Source organism: Seonamhaeicola sp. ML3 (assembly GCF_023273855.1).
Lineage (GTDB): Bacteria > Bacteroidota > Bacteroidia > Flavobacteriales > Flavobacteriaceae > Seonamhaeicola.
Genome location: NZ_CP096884.1, coordinates 1,281,660 through 1,300,243, shown reverse-complemented (window position 1 = coordinate 1,300,243; position 18,584 = coordinate 1,281,660). Strand labels below are relative to the sequence as shown.

Annotated in this window: 19 protein-coding genes and 1 tRNA gene; 10 read left to right on the top strand and 10 right to left on the bottom strand. The window is 35.1% G+C overall.

Features of this window, described 5'->3' with window-relative positions; translation table 11 throughout:
* Nucleotides 1-9: 9 nt before the first annotated feature.
* The 4 genes from M0214_RS05890 to lepA all read right to left on the bottom strand — a co-directional run bounded on the left by M0214_RS05890 (nt 10) and on the right by lepA (nt 5,577).
* Nucleotides 10-1,278 carry a glucose-1-phosphate adenylyltransferase gene (locus M0214_RS05890; protein ID WP_248724539.1) on the bottom strand — a complete coding sequence of 423 codons (1,269 nt, stop codon included), beginning with the start codon at nt 1,276-1,278 and terminating at the stop codon, nt 10-12.
* A gap of 21 nt (nt 1,279-1,299) precedes the next feature.
* Entirely contained in the window at nt 1,300-2,511 is a 1,212-nt protein-coding gene (gene glgA / locus M0214_RS05885) for a glycogen synthase (protein ID WP_248724538.1), read from the bottom strand.
* Between the two features lie 366 nt (nt 2,512-2,877).
* Nucleotides 2,878-3,651, bottom strand: coding sequence for a hypothetical protein (locus M0214_RS05880; protein ID WP_248724537.1), 774 nt, complete (start codon nt 3,649-3,651; stop codon nt 2,878-2,880).
* Nucleotides 3,652-3,780: 129 nt separating this feature from the next.
* Complete coding sequence (gene lepA, locus M0214_RS05875; RefSeq protein WP_248724536.1) at nt 3,781-5,577, bottom strand: translation elongation factor 4; 1,797 nt, start codon at nt 5,575-5,577, stop codon at nt 3,781-3,783.
* Between the two features lie 176 nt (nt 5,578-5,753).
* On the opposite strand from lepA, the gene M0214_RS05870 reads away from it, so the two are divergent.
* From M0214_RS05870 to M0214_RS05860, 3 genes are all read left to right on the top strand, one after another.
* Nucleotides 5,754-7,649 carry a sensor histidine kinase gene (locus M0214_RS05870; protein ID WP_248724535.1) on the top strand — a complete coding sequence of 632 codons (1,896 nt, stop codon included), beginning with the start codon at nt 5,754-5,756 and terminating at the stop codon, nt 7,647-7,649.
* 1 nt (nt 7,650) lies between these two features.
* Nucleotides 7,651-8,412, top strand: a complete 762-nt coding sequence (locus tag M0214_RS05865; protein ID WP_248724534.1) for a LytTR family DNA-binding domain-containing protein — start codon at nt 7,651-7,653, stop codon at nt 8,410-8,412.
* A gap of 97 nt (nt 8,413-8,509) precedes the next feature.
* Nucleotides 8,510-8,911: a DUF4345 domain-containing protein gene (locus M0214_RS05860; protein ID WP_248724533.1), complete on the top strand. Its 402-nt coding sequence runs from the start codon at nt 8,510-8,512 to the stop codon at nt 8,909-8,911.
* 183 nt (nt 8,912-9,094) lie between these two features.
* Here M0214_RS05860 and M0214_RS05855 read toward each other — a convergent pair whose 3' ends face one another.
* The 3 genes from M0214_RS05855 to M0214_RS05845 are packed head-to-tail and all read right to left on the bottom strand — an operon-like array spanning nt 9,095 to nt 11,379.
* Nucleotides 9,095-9,307: a hypothetical protein gene (locus M0214_RS05855; protein ID WP_248724532.1), complete on the bottom strand. Its 213-nt coding sequence runs from the start codon at nt 9,305-9,307 to the stop codon at nt 9,095-9,097.
* Nucleotides 9,294-10,688 (bottom strand): radical SAM protein, encoded by a 1,395-nt coding sequence (locus tag M0214_RS05850; protein WP_248724531.1) that lies wholly within the window; start codon nt 10,686-10,688, stop codon nt 9,294-9,296. Before M0214_RS05850 ends, M0214_RS05855 begins: the two co-directional genes overlap by 14 nt.
* Complete coding sequence (locus tag M0214_RS05845) at nt 10,678-11,379, bottom strand: prolipoprotein diacylglyceryl transferase (protein ID WP_256467962.1); 702 nt, start codon at nt 11,377-11,379, stop codon at nt 10,678-10,680. Before M0214_RS05845 ends, M0214_RS05850 begins: the two co-directional genes overlap by 11 nt.
* A gap of 25 nt (nt 11,380-11,404) precedes the next feature.
* On the opposite strand from M0214_RS05845, the gene M0214_RS05840 reads away from it, so the two are divergent.
* The 4 genes from M0214_RS05840 (at nt 11,405) to M0214_RS05825 (ending at nt 14,402) form a co-directional block, all read left to right on the top strand.
* Nucleotides 11,405-11,776 (top strand): transposase, encoded by a 372-nt coding sequence (locus tag M0214_RS05840; RefSeq protein ID WP_248722598.1) that lies wholly within the window; start codon nt 11,405-11,407, stop codon nt 11,774-11,776.
* On the top strand, nt 11,734-12,627 hold the full coding sequence (locus tag M0214_RS05835) for an IS3 family transposase (RefSeq protein WP_371873555.1): 894 nt from the start codon (nt 11,734-11,736) through the stop codon (nt 12,625-12,627). Before M0214_RS05840 ends, M0214_RS05835 begins: the two co-directional genes overlap by 43 nt.
* Before the next feature lie 157 nt (nt 12,628-12,784).
* On the top strand, nt 12,785-13,780 hold the full coding sequence (gene dusB / locus M0214_RS05830; RefSeq protein ID WP_248724936.1) for a tRNA dihydrouridine synthase DusB: 996 nt from the start codon (nt 12,785-12,787) through the stop codon (nt 13,778-13,780).
* A 43-nt stretch (nt 13,781-13,823) separates the two neighbouring features.
* A complete protein-coding gene (locus M0214_RS05825) occupies nt 13,824-14,402 on the top strand; it encodes an outer membrane beta-barrel protein (protein ID WP_248724529.1) in 579 nt (192 codons plus the stop codon).
* Between the two features lie 39 nt (nt 14,403-14,441).
* Here the strand turns inward: M0214_RS05825 and M0214_RS05820 are convergent, their stop codons facing one another.
* Nucleotides 14,442-15,656 carry an ABC transporter permease gene (locus M0214_RS05820; protein WP_248724528.1) on the bottom strand — a complete coding sequence of 405 codons (1,215 nt, stop codon included), beginning with the start codon at nt 15,654-15,656 and terminating at the stop codon, nt 14,442-14,444.
* Nucleotides 15,657-16,052, bottom strand: a complete 396-nt coding sequence (gene rbfA / locus M0214_RS05815) for a 30S ribosome-binding factor RbfA (protein WP_248724527.1) — start codon at nt 16,050-16,052, stop codon at nt 15,657-15,659. It lies immediately after the preceding gene.
* 118 nt (nt 16,053-16,170) lie between these two features.
* On the opposite strand from rbfA, the gene mce reads away from it, so the two are divergent.
* The 3 genes from mce to M0214_RS05800 all read left to right on the top strand — a co-directional run bounded on the left by mce (nt 16,171) and on the right by M0214_RS05800 (nt 17,103).
* Complete coding sequence (mce, locus tag M0214_RS05810) at nt 16,171-16,590, top strand: methylmalonyl-CoA epimerase (RefSeq protein ID WP_248724526.1); 420 nt, start codon at nt 16,171-16,173, stop codon at nt 16,588-16,590.
* Between the two features lie 204 nt (nt 16,591-16,794).
* The gene (locus M0214_RS05805) at nt 16,795-17,052 is read left to right on the top strand and encodes a GIY-YIG nuclease family protein (RefSeq protein WP_248724525.1); all 258 of its coding nucleotides are present in this window, start codon (nt 16,795-16,797) and stop codon (nt 17,050-17,052) included.
* Nucleotides 17,030-17,103 (top strand) — tRNA-Ile (locus M0214_RS05800). The genes M0214_RS05805 and M0214_RS05800 overlap by 23 nt, the downstream gene beginning before the upstream one ends.
* Before the next feature lie 176 nt (nt 17,104-17,279).
* On the opposite strand, the gene M0214_RS05795 is transcribed toward M0214_RS05800, so the two are convergent.
* Entirely contained in the window at nt 17,280-18,548 is a 1,269-nt protein-coding gene (locus M0214_RS05795) for a hypothetical protein (protein ID WP_248724524.1), read from the bottom strand.
* Between the last annotated feature and the right edge of the window lie 36 nt (nt 18,549-18,584).

The following is an 18,584-nucleotide window of genomic DNA, read 5'->3' as shown; positions in this document are numbered from 1 at the left end:
ATAAAATTATTATTGAATAATTGTATTTTTTGGAATTACAGCGTCTTTTTTGAGAACTACAATACCGTCTTTGATACAATACGTATCTGTTTCTGTATCCTCTAAATGTGGTCCTCCATTGATTTTAACATCATCGCCAATTCTACAGTTTTTGTCTATAATGCAGTTTTTAATGAAGCAGCGTTCACCAATTCCTAATAAGATTTCAATTTTGTTGTTATCTATTTCCTCTAAGGTTTCGTAGTAGTCATTTCCCATCATGTAAGTGTTAATAATGGTAGACTCTTTTCCAATTCTAGAGCGAATACCAATAACTGATCGCTCTATCCTCGAAGCGCTAATAATACATCCTTCTGAAATTACGGTTTTATCTAAGACCGTATCCGAGATTTTTGTTGTGGGAAGCATTCTTGCGTGGGTGTATATACGCTTGTCTCTATCGTATAAATCGAATTTAGGAATATCGTCTGTTAATCCAAGGTTGGCTTCAAAAAAGGACTCTACAGTTCCTATATCTGTCCAATACCCTTCGTATTGATAACTTAATGTTTTGTGAGAATCTATGGATTGTGGAATAATTTCCTTACCAAAATCGTTAGTATCCGGATTTTCCATGAGTTCAACCAGTAGGTCTCTATTGAAAATATAAATCCCCATCGAGGCTAGATAATTTCTACCTTGAGCCTTCATTTCATCGCTTACTTCAGAGGTCCAATCGGGTAATAAATCGGCATCGGGTTTTTCAATAAAAGAGGTAATGATATTTTCTTCGTTTGCCTTTAAGATACCGAACCCTGTGGCATCTTTTGCATTTACAGGAATTGTTGCTATAGAAATTTCTGCACCACTTTCTTCATGAGCTTCTATCATTTTATCATAATCCATTTGGTATAATTGGTCGCCAGATAAAATTAGTGCATATTCAAAATCATTACCTAAAAAGTGGTGCATGCTCTGTCTTACAGCATCTGCGGTTCCTTGAAACCAGGTTTTACTTTGTGGTGTTTGTTCGGCAGCAAGAACGTCTACAAATGCACTGCTAAAAAAACTAAAATGATAGGTGTTCTTTATGTGTTTGTTTAAACCTGCAGAATTAAACTGAGTTAAAACGTAAATCCGTTTTATATCTGCATTTATACAGTTAGAAATAGGAATATCTACCAACCTGTATTTACCTGCAATAGGCACAGCCGGTTTTGATCGTTCTTGGGTTAGAGGATAAAGTCTAGATCCTTGTCCGCCACCCAGGATAATCGATAAAACTTTGTTATTTATCATAATAGTTACTTTTTTTAGTGATTAGTTGTTTTGTATTAGGGATTTGTATAGTGTTTCGGTTTGTTTGGCTATGGCTATCCAATCGAAGTAGTCTTCAACACGTTTTCTACCTTTAATCGCCATAGACTCTCTTAGGGCTTTGTCCCCAATAACTTTGTTGACTCCTTCTGCTAAATCTCTTGAAAATTTATCAGGGTCAACAGGTTCAAAAGGCGCTTCGTTTAGTTGTTCCAAAGGCACTAAAATACCGGTTTCCCCATCTACAACAACCTCTTTAATACCGCCTACGGCACTGGCAACAACTGCGGTATTACAAGCCATAGCTTCAATATTTATAATACCAAAAGGTTCGTAGATAGAAGGACAACAGAATACATCGGCATGAGAATACAATTGAATGATTTCTTCTTTGGTTACCATTTTATCTATCCAAATAACATTGTCTCTCGTTTTCTTTACTTCGTTTACGGCATCTTCCATTTCCTTTCCAATTTCGGGGGTGTCTGGAGCACCGGCACAAAGTACAATCTGTGTGTCGGGTTCAATATATTTTATGGCATTCACTAAATGAATAATACCTTTCTGGCGCGTAATTCTACCCACAAATAAAACATAGGGTTTGTTTTTGTCAACACCGTAAGTATCTAATGTGTCTGTTGCAGAAGTTACCTGATACTGCTGCAGATTAATACCATTATAGATAACATGGACTTTTTCCTCGTCGACATTAAAATGGGTTAAGATATCTTCTTTGGTTTCTTTAGATACGGCAATAACAGCATCGGCCATTTCAAGAGCTGTTTTTTCTACCCATGAAGATGCATCGTAACCTCTGCCCAATTGCTCACGTTTCCAGGGCCTTAAAGGTTCTAATGAATGTCCCGTAATAACCAATGGTGTACCGTAACACAGTTTAGCAACAATCCCTGCAAAGTGCGAGTACCAAGTATGACAGTGTACGATATCGGCATCTATTTCTTCGGCATTCATATGAATCCCCGTGCTTAATGTTTGAAAAACAGATTTAAGCTTACTATTAGAATCGCTAAAAAGGGCATTGTCATAAGGAAAGCCCTTTACGGTAAAGTTGTCGTTTTTTTCATCTTGATCACCAAAGCAACGTACATCAATTTCCATAAGCTTTGCTAATTCAGCAGCTAAATATTCAACATGAACTCCGGCGCCACCATAAACATAAGGTGGAAATTCTCTAGTAAAAAAAAGAGCTTTCATAAACGATTTCTCAATAGGTTTGGTAATAAATGATTTTGTTTTTGTGTTAGCCTCAAAACCCAAAAATGAGAAGGAGGTTGGTACATAAACATACAAAAATATTGTTAATAACTTTGTTGAAATCTCATTTTTGAGAAAAAAAAAGCATTATTGAGGATTATTGAAATTTTCATAAAAGAAATTCAACAAAAGCCGAATTTTAGTGTTTATTTTCTATAAAATTTAACAATAAGTTCTGGTTGGGTGTGTTCGGGTTTTTGGGAAATGTGATATAACATTAAGTGCATAATTACATTACAAAATAACTAAAAACAAAAACCCCTACCACAAATTGTGAAGTAGGGGTCAATGATGATTAGTTACTTGTTATCGTGCTCTGGAATTGGCCAAATTCCATACTAAGGAAAGTGTGAGCAAATTCCCTTTGTTAATGTATCCCCAAGTAGTGTTGTTTTCAATTTCAGAACCGTTTAGTTTTTGGGTCCATCTTTGATGTGCAAAAATATTGGTTTGTAGCATAATTGAAAATTGAGTGGTTAAAATAATATTGAAACCGAGCACTAGTGCTGCGGTTAATCTTGTGAGGTCGTATTTAGAACCACCATCAAATTTTTCAGAGCCAAAGGCGTATGCCAACATCATACCGTAGATAAAGTGAACTTGCTTGTATTTAGTTATGGCGTGGAACATTAAAAGCCTGAATTGTAAATCGATTAAATTTCTTGTAAAATTATCACCGCTTAGCCCATCAAAGGCAACTCCCAGCGAACCAAACAAAGCTGCATTTGTATACATGGCTAAGCGCAAGTAATAAGCGGCATGCAAACAATAAAGGGTATCACTATCGCCAAAGGCTATACCAGCTCCTAATGCCAGCATGGTCCTAGCAAAACGAATTAATTGTTCTGGATCCTGTTCTTCTTCATCAAGAGTGAGTGTGTCATCTACACTGTTTGCGATTTCAATGAAATTAAAAGATTTTTCATCGCTATTTAGCGTAAATTCATGATCAATGTCCAAAGTATTACCAAACGAGGTAATTTCGGTAGACGATTCATAAAAATTTTGAGAGTACAAATTGTTGTTAAAAACCAACAATGAAAGGGCAAAACAAGTGTAGAAAAATAGTTTTGTTTTCATAATATTTAATGGATTAGTTAATACCTTAACTAAGCAGAAATAAATATCATGTTCAATTTGAAGATGTGAAAAGATACAATAAATCTGTATGTATTACAAATTTACTATTTGATAAACAGCGGGTTAGGGTTAATCATTCAGCTTTAAAACCGCCATAAACGCTTGCTGTGGAATCTCTACATTCCCCACTTGGCGCATCCGTTTTTTACCTTTTTTCTGTTTTTCAAGAAGTTTACGTTTACGGGAAATATCACCACCGTAACACTTAGCAGTAACATCTTTACGCAAGGCTTTAATGGTTTCCCTAGAAACGATTTTGGCACCAATCGCTGCTTGAATTGGAATATCGAATTGTTGTCGCGGAATAAGCTCTCTTAACTTCTCGCACATTTTTCTACCTATAGTCTGTGCGTTATCTGCATGGATTAATGCAGAAAGCGCATCGACTGGTTGTGAATTTAGTAAAATATCTAAACGTACCAACTTAGAAACCTTCATCCCTATAGGATGGTAATCAAAAGAAGCATAACCTTTAGATACTGTTTTTAACCTGTCGTAAAAATCAAAAACAATTTCGGCTAAAGGCATTTCAAAAGTTAATTCTACGCGTTCTGTAGTTAAATACGTTTGGTTGGTGATAATGCCTCTTTTTTCAATACATAAGCTCATGACATTACCAACAAAATCGGCTTTGGTTATAATAGTCGCTTTAATAAATGGCTCTTCAACTCGATTTATAGTAGAAGGTTCTGGTAGGTCTGAGGGGTTATTTACAATAATAACCTCGTCTGGCTCTTTATTGGTATAAGCATGATAAGACACATTGGGTACCGTAGTGATAACCGTCATATCAAATTCACGCTCTAAACGTTCCTGGATAATTTCCATATGAAGCATCCCCAAGAACCCACAACGGAAACCAAAACCAAGCGCTGCTGAACTTTCTGGCTGAAAGACCAAAGAAGCATCATTAAGCTGTAGTTTTTCCATAGAAGCCCTTAATTCTTCGTAATCTTCTGTGTCTACAGGGTAAATACCAGCAAAAACCATAGGTTTTACATCTTCAAACCCTTCAACTATGTTGGTTGTAGGTTTCGCAAAATCAGTAATAGTATCTCCTACCTTTACTTCTTTTGCCGTTTTTATACCTGTAATTAAGTAACCAACATCTCCCGTTTTCACACTTTGTTTTGCCACTTGGTTAAGCATTAAAGTGCCTACTTCATCGGCATAATAATCTTTATTTGTTGCAACAAATTTAATGTGTTGCCCTTTTTTAATTTCACCATTAAAAACCCTAAAATAGGTTTCAATACCTCTAAAAGTATTGTAAACAGAATCAAAAATAAGCGCTTGTAGAGGTGCATCAGGATTACCTTGCGGGGCCGGAATTCTATCAATAATAGCGGCCAAAATATTATCTACGCCAAAGCCTGTTTTTCCGCTGGCATGAATCACTTCTTCTGGGTCACAACCTAGGAGGTCTACAATATCATCGGTAACTTCTTCTGGGTTGGCACTTGGTAAGTCTACTTTATTAAGTACTGGAATAATTTCCAAGTCATTCTCCAAGGCCAAATACAGATTGGAAATGGTCTGTGCTTGGATACTCTGCGCCGCATCAACAATAAGTAGGGCGCCTTCACAAGCGGCTATAGAACGGGAAACTTCGTAACTAAAATCTACGTGGCCAGGTGTATCAATAAGGTTTAAAACAAACTTTTCACCTTTGTACTCATAATCCATTTGAATGGCGTGACTTTTAATGGTAATACCGCGTTCACGTTCTAAATCCATATTGTCAAGAAGCTGGTCTTGCTTTTCTCTTGCAGTAACAGAACCAGTATAATCTAACAAACGGTCTGCCAAGGTGCTTTTACCATGATCAATATGGGCTATAATACAAAAGTTTCTAATGTGCTTCATTTCTTTGTCTTGCTACAATGGAGGCGCAAAGATAGTTAAATATGTTCGTGTATAAAGTAACTAAAATAATCAAATTCATGCAGTTCACTACTACATATATGCAGTTTGCAAAAAATAGGTTTTAGAATTTAAGACTTACTAGTTCTTTTGGGGTATAAAATTTTAAATTTACTGTGATGAAAAACCTATTTTTTTTAATTCTTGTTTTAGTAGTCATTGATGTTACAATGGTTTCTTCTAATTCTGAATCTATCAATGAAAAGATTTTTAATAATGAATTAAATGAACAAAAAGACCCTACTTGGGAACGCATAATAACACAGGTTTATGGTAGAGGTATATCAAAATCAAAAACACTTTTAAAGTATAAAGGTCCTGTGCTATTTAAACTTAGTGGTGCAGTAGATAAAGATAGTTTAGCCTTCGACAATACTTTACAATATTTTAAAGGCTTATTGCCCCATTTAGAAATAGATTATTTTTCAAATTATATCTCCAGGCATGAGATTTCTAAAGATAGTATGGTAAACGGATATCCCATTAAGCATTTAAATTCTTTTGCTATCAAATTTGAAATCAATAACAGTGGTACTGTTTCTTTTGGTGAGAACCCCTGGTATGATGTTATTGATGATGAAACTTTTGTTCATTTTCAATCGTTCTCTATGTCTTCCAATCAAAAAAGAATGGCTGGGTATATTAATTCTCTTACGAGGTTTAATTTCTTTTCTAATATTATTAATTCCTCTGAAAGAGCGAAGTTGTTTAAAAATGTTATGTTTAAAATATTATCTGCAAAGAGCTTTCATATCTCGGATGATTATGTAAATCAAAATATCAGTGAATCCGATGAACTCGTTCTACAAAAATTTTATAGCCCAAATTTTGAACAAGAATTAAAAGAATACATGAACGGCGTTTATGGCTGGAGGTATGCTAATCATTTTTTGGATAAGGACAACTATTTAAAAAAAGTATGGTTGATTATATGTGGCATAGGCCTTCTGTTTTTTATTCTACTATTCAGTGTTTTTCATTACAAGAAGTTCAAATATGAGTATCTAAATTATTTTCCCCCAATTTTATTAGTTACAATTTGCGCTAGTTCTTTAGGTAGGATTTACAAGCATTTTACCTCATTCAACTCAAGTATGACATGGATGGATTACATGATTGAAGATATTTTACCATCTATTATTTTTTCTTCATTGGGAGCATTACTACTTTGGTTTTTTGAGAAACGTGTAATTAAAAAATCTTGGGGATTAAGTGTTAACTTATTGTTCAAAGTATTATTTACGTTTTTAGTTTTCAATTTACCTTTTTTAGCATATGTGATTGAGGGTAGGACTGTTTCAATACTTACATATCATTGGTCGGGATTTTTATTATATGGGTTTTTATCAATCGGTCGCGGAATTCTAATCTATCTAAACCATTATTCGCAGTCGCTAGTAAATGAAAAGGAGGTTGAACTCAGCAAATTAAAGCAACTGCACGCCCAAGCCGAGACCAAATTGTTGCAATCGCAAATCAATCCGCATTTTTTATATAATTCATTAAATTCCATAGCGAGTTTAGCGCCAGTAGATGCAAATAAAACCCAAAAAATGGTATATGCTTTATCAGATTTGTTTAATTATTCCATAAACCGAAAGGGTAAAAAGATGAGTACGGTAAAGGATGAAATAGATATGGTGACCTCGTATTTGGATATTGAAAAAATTAGGTTTGGTGACCGACTAAATTTTAAAATTGAAGTGGATAAAGGATTAGAACATCATGAAATCCCATTATTTTTAATTCAGCCATTGGTAGAAAATGCCGTAAAACATGGTGTTTCTCAAAACGAAGGCGAAGGGAAAATTAATTTGAGTATTAAAAGAACGGATAATCAATTGTTAATCTCAGTTGGTGATAATGGTCCTGATTTTCCTGAAGGTTTAGTCAGTGGTCATGGCCTACAAACCGTTTATGATTTGCTAAGGTTAAGCTATGGCGATAGGGCTTCCTTAAATTGGACCAATACCCCAGAAAAAGCAATTACCATAACCTTACCCGAAACCCTGTAATATGAAGACGCCATATACTACTATAATTGTTGATGACGAAGCGCCTGCTAGATTGGGCTTGGAAAATTTGTTAAAGGCATTTCCTGAAACCTTTCAAGTTATTGATACCGCAGAGAATGTTACAACAGCCAAAGAAAAGATAGAGCACCTTAAACCCGATATTATCTTTTTAGATATAGAAATGCCTGGGCAAACCGGTTTTGATTTATTGGCTCAATTACAAATAATACCCATGGTGGTGTTTTGTACGGCTTACGACGAATATGCCCTGAAAGCCTTTGAAACCAATAGTGTCGATTATTTGGTTAAACCCGTTAAGGAGTCCCGACTTAAAAAAACAGTGGAAAAACTGAAGACCTTTAATGAACCTGTGTATTCCCAAGATATTTTAAGTGTATTACGAGAAATTTCAGCGTTAAAGCAAGACAAGAAAATGACCTCCATAACGGTCAAAAAAAACAATAAGTTAATTTTTGTAAAGCTAGATGAGGTTGCGTATTTCGAGGCTAGTGATAATTACACAACCATTCATTGTGGGACACAAAAACACTTGAGTAGCGAAACGATTTCAGCTTTAGAACAAAAACTACCCGATAACTTTTTACGTATTCACAGAGGTATTATCATCAATAAAGATTTTGTAAAAGACATTCAAAAATACTTTAATAGCAGGTACACCATTACTTTAAACAACTCTAAACAATCTAGTGTTACTTCGGGAAGGAGTTATAATGCTGTAATTAAGGATTGGATTGATGCTTAGGCTATATTAAATGTTCAGACCAGACAGGTTTTTGAAACCTGTCTGGTCTCACTCTAAAATGATAATCTTTACCTTTGTGTAAGAACAGGTTATTTCAATGGTACTTAAAAAATCAGATATTCTAAACAAAATCCATCTTATAATTTCGATTGTTATTGTTATTCCTGTTGCATTATTATATGGCTTCAATCCAAGTGAAAACTTCAACATTCAGCTTCAAACAATTGATGAACTCAATGCATTTAAAGCTATTATGGGCTTGTATTTAGGATTTGCTGTACTTTGGATATTAGGAGTTTGTAACACCAAATTTCTGAAGATAGCATTGATGAGTAATATGGTTTTTATGTTGGGTTTGGGGTTTGGTAGACTTATAAGTTTGGTTCTAGATGGTACCCCTACGCTTGTTTATATTTTTGGAACCGCTGGAGAGTTTGTTTTAGGTTTTTATGGTTTTTGGGTTTTAAAAACCGGCTATCATCGCACCGCAAACACCTAAACTAATGATTAGGTAAACAGAAGCAATGATAAATAATACTTTTGCCGCTTTATTATTTTTTCCTCGGATACTAAATCCAATAATCGTTAATAGAACAGAAGGCCCAAACATTATCAATAAAATGATAATAAATAGACCTGTAAAATCCATATTTGGGCTTAAAAGCGAAACCATATTGAAATATTAAATCATCATACTACCGCAAATCCCAAGCCCGATAATTACATAAACAACGGCAGCAATTAAATAGTTTTTGGACTTTTTCTTGTTCTTATTTCGAAGAGCAACTCCCGAAATTAATAGGATTAAAGGTACACCAAAAGCGAAAAATGCCCATATCGCCAATATTGTTCCTAATCCGTCAAGGTTTAAAAATATAGAATCAATTAATTTCATTTCTTAATTCTTCTAAACGTTCCTTTTTATCATCCCGATAAAATAAATTCATGGTTTCAAACGGAATAATCTTATTGTCCTTATCCACAATATGCACACAAGATTTCTTTATGGCGCGCACATCAAAGTTGTAAGCATCAATAAATTGCATGATAATAATACGAAATAAATTGTCGTAACCCAGATTTGGTGCATTAATATTAGGCAAGCAACACATAATGCTTTTTAGATTTTCTTCGGCAACTTCCACAGAATTTCCTGTGCTGAACAGTTCAATCATTTTCCCGTGCAGTTGCTCATCTTGCTCGTAAATAATGGTGTTTTTGCTATTATCTAGTAAATCGTTAGGGTTAATGTATCGGGTTAACGGAAACACTTCACCATCTAATTTTAAAGCATACCCCATCACTAAAGCATCAGGATTACAAGGTACGGGCAATAAATCGTCCGAGGTAAAAATATCAGTCTGTTCCATAATATTTCGGCGCACTTCAGTTAGTGTCATTCTATCGGTTTCGGGGTTAAAATTATCTAATCTTCCCGCAATTTGCGTAGGCTGAAACGTAACACCACGCACGCATTTTTGTTGTAGAGCAAAGTCGATTATTTTCCCAATCTCATGATCATTTAAGTCTTTTTGAAGCGTTACTACTAAAGTTGTGGATAAATTAAGCGCATTCAAATTTTCTAAGGCCTGTTTGCGAATATCCCATAAGTCGGCGCCGCGTAATTCTTGCAATACAGAATTTTCAAAAGAATCAAATTGTAAATAGATTTCAAAATCAGGAGCATAGGTTTTTAAACGTTTTGCAAACTCAAAATCCTTAGCAATTTTTATACCGTTGGTATTCAACATCAAATGCCTTATATGCAACGACTTTGCATAATCCAAAATGCCCCAAAATTGTGGGTGAATTGTTGGTTCTCCACCCGAAATTTGCACCACATCAGGTTCCTTTTCATTCTTCACAATGGTGTCTAACATCTCTTTAACTTCTTCCAAAGTGCGATGCCTTCCATAGCTTGGAGAAGACCCCGCATAACAAGTTGGGCAGGTTAAATTACAGCGGTCGGTCACCTCAACCACCGTAAGGCAGGAGTGCTGCTCATGGTCTGGACACAATCCACAATCATAGGGGCATCCATAGTGTGTTTTCGTGTTAAACAAATACGGTGTTTCACTCGGTTTATTGTAATTTCTAATGTTTTTATAGTACTCAATATCGTCTGCAATCAACACCTTAGAATTTCCGTGTTCAGGGCAACGCTTTAACATATAAACCTTACCATTTTCAAATACAATTTTTGCATCTACACGGCGTAAACATTCAGGGCATAGGCTTTGGGTGTAGTCGTAGTAAGTATATTTTCTAATGGGCATTTTTTAAGTTTATAGTGATGAATTTAATATAATAAAACCAACAAACTACACATAAAATTTGAATCGTACTGAGTCCAAAAACAAAAAACACGTTTGGTTTTATAAATTCAATGCAAAACCGAAATCCGAAGTATAAAATCATAAACCATTTAAAAAGATCGCCATTTTGTAATTCGCGATATTTTTGCAGCCATTTCAGACTTAAAAAAAGTATAACCAAAAACACCAATTCATACAACGACGTGGGATGACGAAACAGGCCGTCACCCAAATCCATTCCAGTAAAAAAAGAGGTTTCCTTTCCATAAGTAAATTCATTGATGCCAGATAAAAAACAACCAATGCGCCCAATAAAAATCCCTAGGATAATTGGAAACACAAATAAATCGCCAGAAGATTGGGTTTCGCCAATAATCTTTTTGGTTAGTTCCACACCTAGAAGGCCACCAAACAAACCACCCATAATGGTTTTGGTATTTAGTAACTGAATGATGTTTTGTTGTGATAACTCAAAAACGGGGTTTTCTAAAACTCCAACAACGCGAGAACCAATTAAAGCGCCTAGAGCAGCACCAAGAATTATGGATAGACGATTATTGGACGAAATAGAATCTTTGTTTTTTCGTCGCAAAACCACATAATATCTATATGCAAAAAAGAACGCTAAATACTCTAATGACCCGTCCTGAATAAAGGCTACATAATCTTAAACAATTATGTACAAAAATGACAAAGTAATTAGACGGTATTCAGAATCTTTTAAACTCAAAATTTTAGACGAACTTACCACCGGAAAACTAAACAAGTATCAATTAGGCAAGGCTTACGGCATCAACTCTTCTACCATTAACGAATGGATCAAGAAGTACAACCGTAAGGACTTAATGAACACACGAGTAACCGTGAAAACAAAAGACGAGATAACACGTATCAAACAGCTTCAAAAAGAGATTGAACAGCTCAAGAAACTCTTATTGAAAAAGGATATGGATGCGCTTGTAGATGAATCCTATCTTGAAGTAGCCGCAGAACAGTTAGGCTACAAATCTGTCCTCGAGCTAAAAAAAAAGCTAAATATCAAGCCCTGATAAAGGCCAGGGAAAAGTCTAGGGGATTTGCTTCTTTAGCTACTGTTTGCAGCTTCTTCGGTCTTAAACGCGATGCATACTACAAGTATAAACGTAGAGCAGACAAGCGATTACAGATTGAACAGAAAACCATTCAGATAGTCAAGCAGAGACGTAAATCCCTGCCTAGAGAAGGCACCAGAAAGCTTATTAAGTCTCTAGATAACAACTTTAAGCAAGCTGGCTTAAATGTCGGTAGAGACACCTTGTTTAACATCTTAAGAAAACACAATATGCTGATTCACAGAAAGAAAGCACATCATAAAACCACAAACTCATTCCACAGGTTCTACAAGTACAAGAACATCATCAAGGATTTGGAAATAAAGGAACCAAACCAAGTTTGGGTAAGCGATATAACCTACATCAGAACTATCAATGGCTTCTCCTACCTTGCCCTCATTACAGATATGTACAGCCGTAAGATAGTAGGATATGACCTTAGTGACAGCCTTGAGCTGGCAGGCTGTGTAAGGGCTCTTCAAAAAGCCCTGAAACAGTCTGGTAAGCGTACGCCTCAAGTACACCACTCTGACCGTGGAATCCAATATTGCAGTAACCTTTACACTAACATTCTAAGAAATAAAAACATCAAAATCAGTATGACCGAAGACAATCATTGCTACGAAAACGCACTTGCAGAACGTGTAAACGGCATCCTTAAAGACGAGTTCTATCTCGACCAGACCTTTGACAGCCTGAAACACGCTAAGCGTGCAGCAAAAAATGCTATCAACTTATACAACTCTATAAGATTACATTTATCTTTAGATTTTAAAACACCTGAAATGGTATATACAAATGCAGCGTAAAATCAATTATTAACCTGTAGCCATATTTCAGGACGTGACATAAGACTAAGTGAATGTTTATGTTATAACCGAATAATTGAGGTTCAAAAGGAATTTGCAACAGTTGAATTTTTTATAAATATAGAGAAAAGTACTAGTTTTGCTGAAAAATACAACTGTGGTAAAAATAGACAACATAGAACTTCCCGATTTTCCTCTGCTTTTAGCACCTATGGAAGATGTAAGTGATCCGCCATTTCGTGCTTTGTGCAAGGAACAAGGTGCCGATGTTGTTTATACCGAGTTTGTATCTAGTGAAGGTCTTATTCGAAATGCTTCCAAAAGCGTGATGAAGTTGGATATCTATGAAAAGGAACGCCCGGTGGGGATTCAGATTTTTGGTGCCAATTTAGACAGTATGTTACAGACCATTGATATTGTAGAGCGGTCTAAGCCCGATATTATCGATATCAATTTTGGTTGTCCCGTAAAAAAGGTAGTGAGCAAAGGTGCTGGTGCAGGAATTTTAAAGGACATTGATTTAATGGTCAAACTCACCGAAGAAATGGTAAAGCGTTCCAGTTTGCCCATTACGGTTAAGACCAGATTAGGTTGGGACCATGAGTCTATAAAAATAGTAGAGGTGGCCGAAAGATTGCAAGATGTGGGGTGTAAGGCCATTTCCATTCATGGGCGTACACGAGCCCAAATGTATAAAGGTAGTGCCGATTGGAAACCTATTGCTGCCGTAAAAAACAACTCAAGAATGCATATTCCTGTTTTTGGAAACGGTGATGTTGATTCTCCTGAAAAGGCGGCCGAAATGCGAGACAGCTACGGCTTGGATGGCGCTATGATTGGTCGTGCCAGTATTGGGAATCCTTGGTTTTTTAAACAAGTGAAACATTATTTTGAAACAGGAGAACATTTGGCACCTATTTCTATAGAAGAACGTGTAGAGGCTGCACGCAGGCATTTACAAATGTCTATGGACTGGAAAGGTCCAGTTTTAGGTGTTTTTGAAACCCGAAGACACTATACCAACTACTTTAAAGGTATTCCGCACTTTAAGGAATACCGAACCAAAATGGTAACCAGCGATAAGCCGGAAGATGTATTTGCTGCCTTTGATGAGGTGCTGGAGAAGTTTGGCGATTATCAGTTTACGCATTAGTGTTTTTTCGGATTTTTCCTATTTTTAGGAAAAATACAGAATAATGAAAAATATTTTCTTCGTTTTCGTCTTTGCAATTACCATGACATTGTCTTCCCAAAACAGCTTAGGGTTTTTTGCTGGAGCGAGTAATTCGGCACTTACTAATGGATTTCTCAAGGAAGTTTATGTAGATAAGACATTTGGTTTTCATTTAGGCGGTGTTTATGAACACGAATTGACCAAAAATATTTCGTTTAGACCTAAATTAGTTTTTTCATTACAAGGCGATAGGAAAGAAGGAAGAGGAGGAGCTGCTTCTCCAGATGATGTTGATTATAAATTAAGTTATTTAAATATTCCTCTCAATTTTAAATTTTTTTCTAAACCTTATATAATAACTGGACCTCAAGTTGGGGTTCTTATTAATACAAAAAAAGGAACTAATGATTTGGGCGATGTAAAATCAAGTTTAGATTATGGTGTTAACTTTGGTATTGGTTATGATTTTGGCAACTTTTTTATTGAGGCCAATGCTTATCAAGGCATACAACCTGTATTGGAGGTTAGTGGGTCCAAAAACAACACTCATGATGTAACCAATACTGTAATTCAACTAAGTTTGGGATATTTTTTCAATTAAGAACAAGTAGAGGTTAAGACGTTTAACTAATTAAAATGATTAATTAGTCTTCACCAAAGCTTTGGTAATCCTTACCGAAGCAATTTTTGAAGCAACAATTCCCAAAACCGAAATAGTTGCAAAGACCAATACGAGATTAATTAATTTGATTTTGCTTGGATATGGTAAGTCCGGTGTGATGTATACTTTTAATACATCCGGGCCGTAAATTTGATTGGTAATGAGTAACAGCCCCAGAAGAATACCAATAAAACCACCAACAATACTCATTAAACTGCCTTGAAGAAAGAAGATTTTACGAATATCTTTTAGGTTTATGCCAAGGTTGAACAAGGTGTTTAGGCTTTGTTTCTTATCTAGCATCATCATAATTAAAGACCCTATAATATTGAAAAAGGCAATGATCAATACTAGTGTGAAAATAAGGTAAACCGCTAGGTATTCGGTGTTTAACATTTTATATAGCGCATCATTTAATTGCGCTTTGTTTTTTAACAAAACCTTGTCGCCTAACACCGATTGTATTTTTTGTTTAATAACCGCTTCATCAGCCCCTTTATTTAACTTAAATTCTAAAGCGGTAATTTGATTGGGGCTATAATTCAACAACTCTTTGGTTAAAGCTATGGGCGCATAAACATAATTATCGTTTAGTTTTTCATTAATGTAAAACAAGCCTACATTAGCAGCCTTTACAGCTCTAAAAGCATCGTTGGTAGAGGTGATTTGCTTTATGCCGGGTTTGGGTACATAAATATTTATGGGCCTTGTATAATCCAAAACACCAATAGATAAATTATTGGCGACACCCCAACCGGTAACAATTTGATTCGATTTTTGGTCTAACCAGCCACCATGTTCTATTTGCGATTCTATATCAACAACCTTTTGGAAATTCCCATCAACGCCCTTAAGGAACACAATGCTCTTTTTTTCTTCCGAAGTCATTAAAACCCGCTCTTCTACAATTTTAGAAAAAACGGCAATTCCCTCTAAATCATTCAGTTTTGAGATTTCGGAATCGGTAAGTGTAAATGATTTCCCTTTGGTAGATTCGGCCTTTAAATCAGGGTCTACAATATTGGAGAATTCTAAAGTAAAATCTCTTAACCCAGCAAAACCAGAAAGTACAACGAATAATGAAGCCGAGCCTAGAACAACCCCAATAATGGCAATATAGGTTATAAAATTTATAGCGTTGTTTGAGCTCTTAGAGCGCAGGTAACGTTTTGCTATATAAAGGGCTACATTCAACTAAGATTTTTTTCTTTTGTCCAGTAAATCGGGGTCTTCAATAGGGTTGTCCAATCCTTTTAAAGAACGCTCAATACCATCGATATATTCTAAAGAATCATCAATATAAAAAGATAGTTCGGGCATTCTTCTAAGCTGGTTTCTGGTTCGCTGTGCCAATTCGTGCCTTATGGACGCGGTATTGGCTTTTATACCTTCTAAAAGCTCAGCAGCTTTGTTATTAGGAAAAATGCTTAAGTATACTTTGGCAATAGAAAGATCTACAGTAACATTTACTTTAGTAACCGAAATTAACACACCATGCAAACCACCATCTTTAGCCGCGCGTTGAAGCACATCTACTAAATCACTTTGTAAAACGGATCCTATTTTTTTCTGTCTCTGACTCTGTTCCAAAACGCCTCTTAATTTTAAATCCCAATAACGGGCTTGAATAGTGCAAAAGTAAAGGATATTTTAATGATTATCATCTTTTTTAATCTACAATTTCGTACCTTGTTTTAAAACCAACACGATGAACAAAATTGAGCATATTGGCATAGCTGTGAAAGATTTAGAAGAATCCAATGGTCTCTTTTCCAAATTATTTGGTCAACTGCATTACAAAATTGAAACGGTTGAAAGCGAAGGTGTAAAAACCTCTTTTTTTAATGTTGGAACCAATAAAATTGAATTATTAGAGGCCACTAAGCCAGATAGTCCTATTGCCAAGTTTATTGAAAAAAAGGGTGAGGGTATTCACCATATCGCCTTTGATGTTGATGATATTGAAGCAGAAATAAAACGTTTAAAAAACGAGGGGTTTGTAGTATTAAATGAAATCCCAAAAAAAGGCGCCGATAATAAGTTGGTGACTTTCTTACACCCAAAAAGTTCTAATGGGGTTTTAATTGAGCTTTGTCAGGAGATTAAAATCACAGAATCTGACGAGTAATCCTACTCAAGAAAGCCTAGTTACCTTGTTTTCCGAGGGTTTCTTTTTAATTAAAATATCTTGTAGGATTTTAAAATATGTAGTAATATTGCACACTCTTATTTAAAGAGGATAGCAGCTTGTTTGCAATAGGTCCTATAACTCAGTTGGTTACCTGCCTACCTGCGGTCAAGCAGGCAGGGAGTATCTGACGAAATAGATAAGATGTTTGTTTACGTTCTTATAAGTGAAAAAGATGGAAGGTTTTATGTAGGTATGACTTCTAATGTTGAAAAGAGGTTAGCTGAACATAATGCTGGAAGAACGAAAAGCACCAAAGGATATCGTCCTTGGAAATTGTTTTTCTTTGAAAGTCTAGATAATAGAGAAGAAGCTAGAAAGCGAGAAAAGTATTTAAAGTCTGGATATGGAAAACAATGGATAAAAGAAAAATATAAAAGGTCCTATAACTCAGTTGGTTAGAGTATCTGACTCATAATCAGAAAGTCCCTGGTTCGAGCCCAGGTGGGACCACAAAAAGGCCTAAATTACAAATGTAGTTTGGGCTTTTTTTGTGTCTTATACTTTGACATAACTGCATTGTATGCATTAATTGCATTTTCCCTTCTAAAATGATAGTTGCCAAGTTTTTTATAGAAAAAGGTGCACTATTAGGTGCGCTTATGATTTAAAAAGGTGCCTAAAAATTTTCATTGAGAAAGTTCATTTAATTTACTTTTCCAGTCTTTAAATCCATTACTCTTATTTAAATGTCGGATTAGGTTAAATTCTACAGAAGGAGGTAGCTCCAGATTTTCTTTATACTTGCGTCTGCCTATTCTACCTATTAAGCTTATTATCTGTTCAATGATATCAATTTTATTATTTATATCGTTATTAATACTCCATAGGTACGTAGCATGGGAATCTAGAAGTTCCCAACAATAATGAGTTTTCAATTTACCCTTAATAGTAAACAAAAACCCAAAATTTGGTCTGAGAGAAAACCTAATATTATTTAGTTTACTTTGTTTTAATCCAGACAGGTATACTAGTTGTTGCTTATTTCTTATGTTACTATCCTTTAAAAAGAAGTTAATTAAATCTTCTTCACTTTCGTTAAACAATCCACTATTTAAATCAATGCTTAGCTCATCAAAAACCTCATTTAGGTCAAGCAGTTTCTTAGAGTTTTCTTTAGGTGTTAATTTTGTTATACTAGAGTACTCTATATTTTTTAGTTCTTCAATTAAAGTATAATTGATTTGGGAAATTTGTGGAGAGGATATATTCTCAAATTCTATATCGTAATCAATTATAATTTTAGAGCCAATGACCTCAAATGATTTTCTTTTAAATACTTTATGAAAATGATATTTTATATAATCAAACTCCTTTTTTAATTGGGGATTAAGTATTTCAAGCTCCACTTTTTCTGACAACTCTTTTATTCCACAACAGAATTTTACACTGCCGTCTAGAAATTTAGCATCTTTAAAACGAACTGTCGCATAAAACTCTTCAGTTGTTTTTTGGGGAACACTATGAGCTTGTTTAAAGCTAGATGTCTTGAGACCTGTAAAGCCTTGAGGTGGGGTTTCTAAAGGAACATCATTGTTTGTATCATTAAATGATTCGTTGTTAATGATTTTTTTGAAGGAGGATTTTCTAAAAGACAAGAATTGGGTTTGTAGCCTCTTCCAATTTAAGTCTACAAAGCAAATATTTACCAAACCACTATTCCTTTTAGACTGCAATTCAAATTCATCTATTTTGTCACTGTGATAGTCAATAATTCTTACTGTTAAAGTTTTATTCTGAGGATTATATTTTTCTATTTCCACTTCCCATAAAACACCAACGTGAGTCCTAAATTTAAATTCACTCAGGTCAGGAAAATTACTTTTCTCAAAACTAATATAATCACTTTGAGTGTAGTAAATACTGTGTCCAACAATCTTTAGAATCTTCGTTTGCATTGCTCTAAGTTAATGTGAAATCAAGCGAACACTAAA

Bases quoted from the DNA above. Each gene is read 5' to 3' on its own strand.
- M0214_RS05890 (WP_248724539.1), bottom strand. From the start codon at position 1,278: ATGATAAATAACAAAGTTTTATCGATTATCCTGGGTGGCGGACAAGGA.
- M0214_RS05860 (WP_248724533.1), top strand. From the start codon at position 8,510: ATGGTACTTAAAAAATCAGATATTCTAAACAAAATCCATCTTATAATT.
- M0214_RS05880 (WP_248724537.1), bottom strand. From the start codon at position 3,651: ATGAAAACAAAACTATTTTTCTACACTTGTTTTGCCCTTTCATTGTTG.
- M0214_RS05825 (WP_248724529.1), top strand. From the start codon at position 13,824: ATGAAAAATATTTTCTTCGTTTTCGTCTTTGCAATTACCATGACATTG.
- M0214_RS05805 (WP_248724525.1), top strand. From the start codon at position 16,795: ATGTTTGTTTACGTTCTTATAAGTGAAAAAGATGGAAGGTTTTATGTA.
- M0214_RS05840 (WP_248722598.1), top strand. From the start codon at position 11,405: ATGTACAAAAATGACAAAGTAATTAGACGGTATTCAGAATCTTTTAAA.
- lepA (WP_248724536.1), bottom strand. From the start codon at position 5,577: ATGAAGCACATTAGAAACTTTTGTATTATAGCCCATATTGATCATGGT.
- M0214_RS05850 (WP_248724531.1), bottom strand. From the start codon at position 10,688: ATGCCCATTAGAAAATATACTTACTACGACTACACCCAAAGCCTATGC.
- M0214_RS05855 (WP_248724532.1), bottom strand. From the start codon at position 9,307: ATGAAATTAATTGATTCTATATTTTTAAACCTTGACGGATTAGGAACA.
- M0214_RS05870 (WP_248724535.1), top strand. From the start codon at position 5,754: ATGAAAAACCTATTTTTTTTAATTCTTGTTTTAGTAGTCATTGATGTT.
- glgA (WP_248724538.1), bottom strand. From the start codon at position 2,511: ATGAAAGCTCTTTTTTTTACTAGAGAATTTCCACCTTATGTTTATGGT.
- M0214_RS05795 (WP_248724524.1), bottom strand. From the start codon at position 18,548: ATGCAAACGAAGATTCTAAAGATTGTTGGACACAGTATTTACTACACT.
- M0214_RS05865 (WP_248724534.1), top strand. From the start codon at position 7,651: ATGAAGACGCCATATACTACTATAATTGTTGATGACGAAGCGCCTGCT.
- mce (WP_248724526.1), top strand. From the start codon at position 16,171: ATGAACAAAATTGAGCATATTGGCATAGCTGTGAAAGATTTAGAAGAA.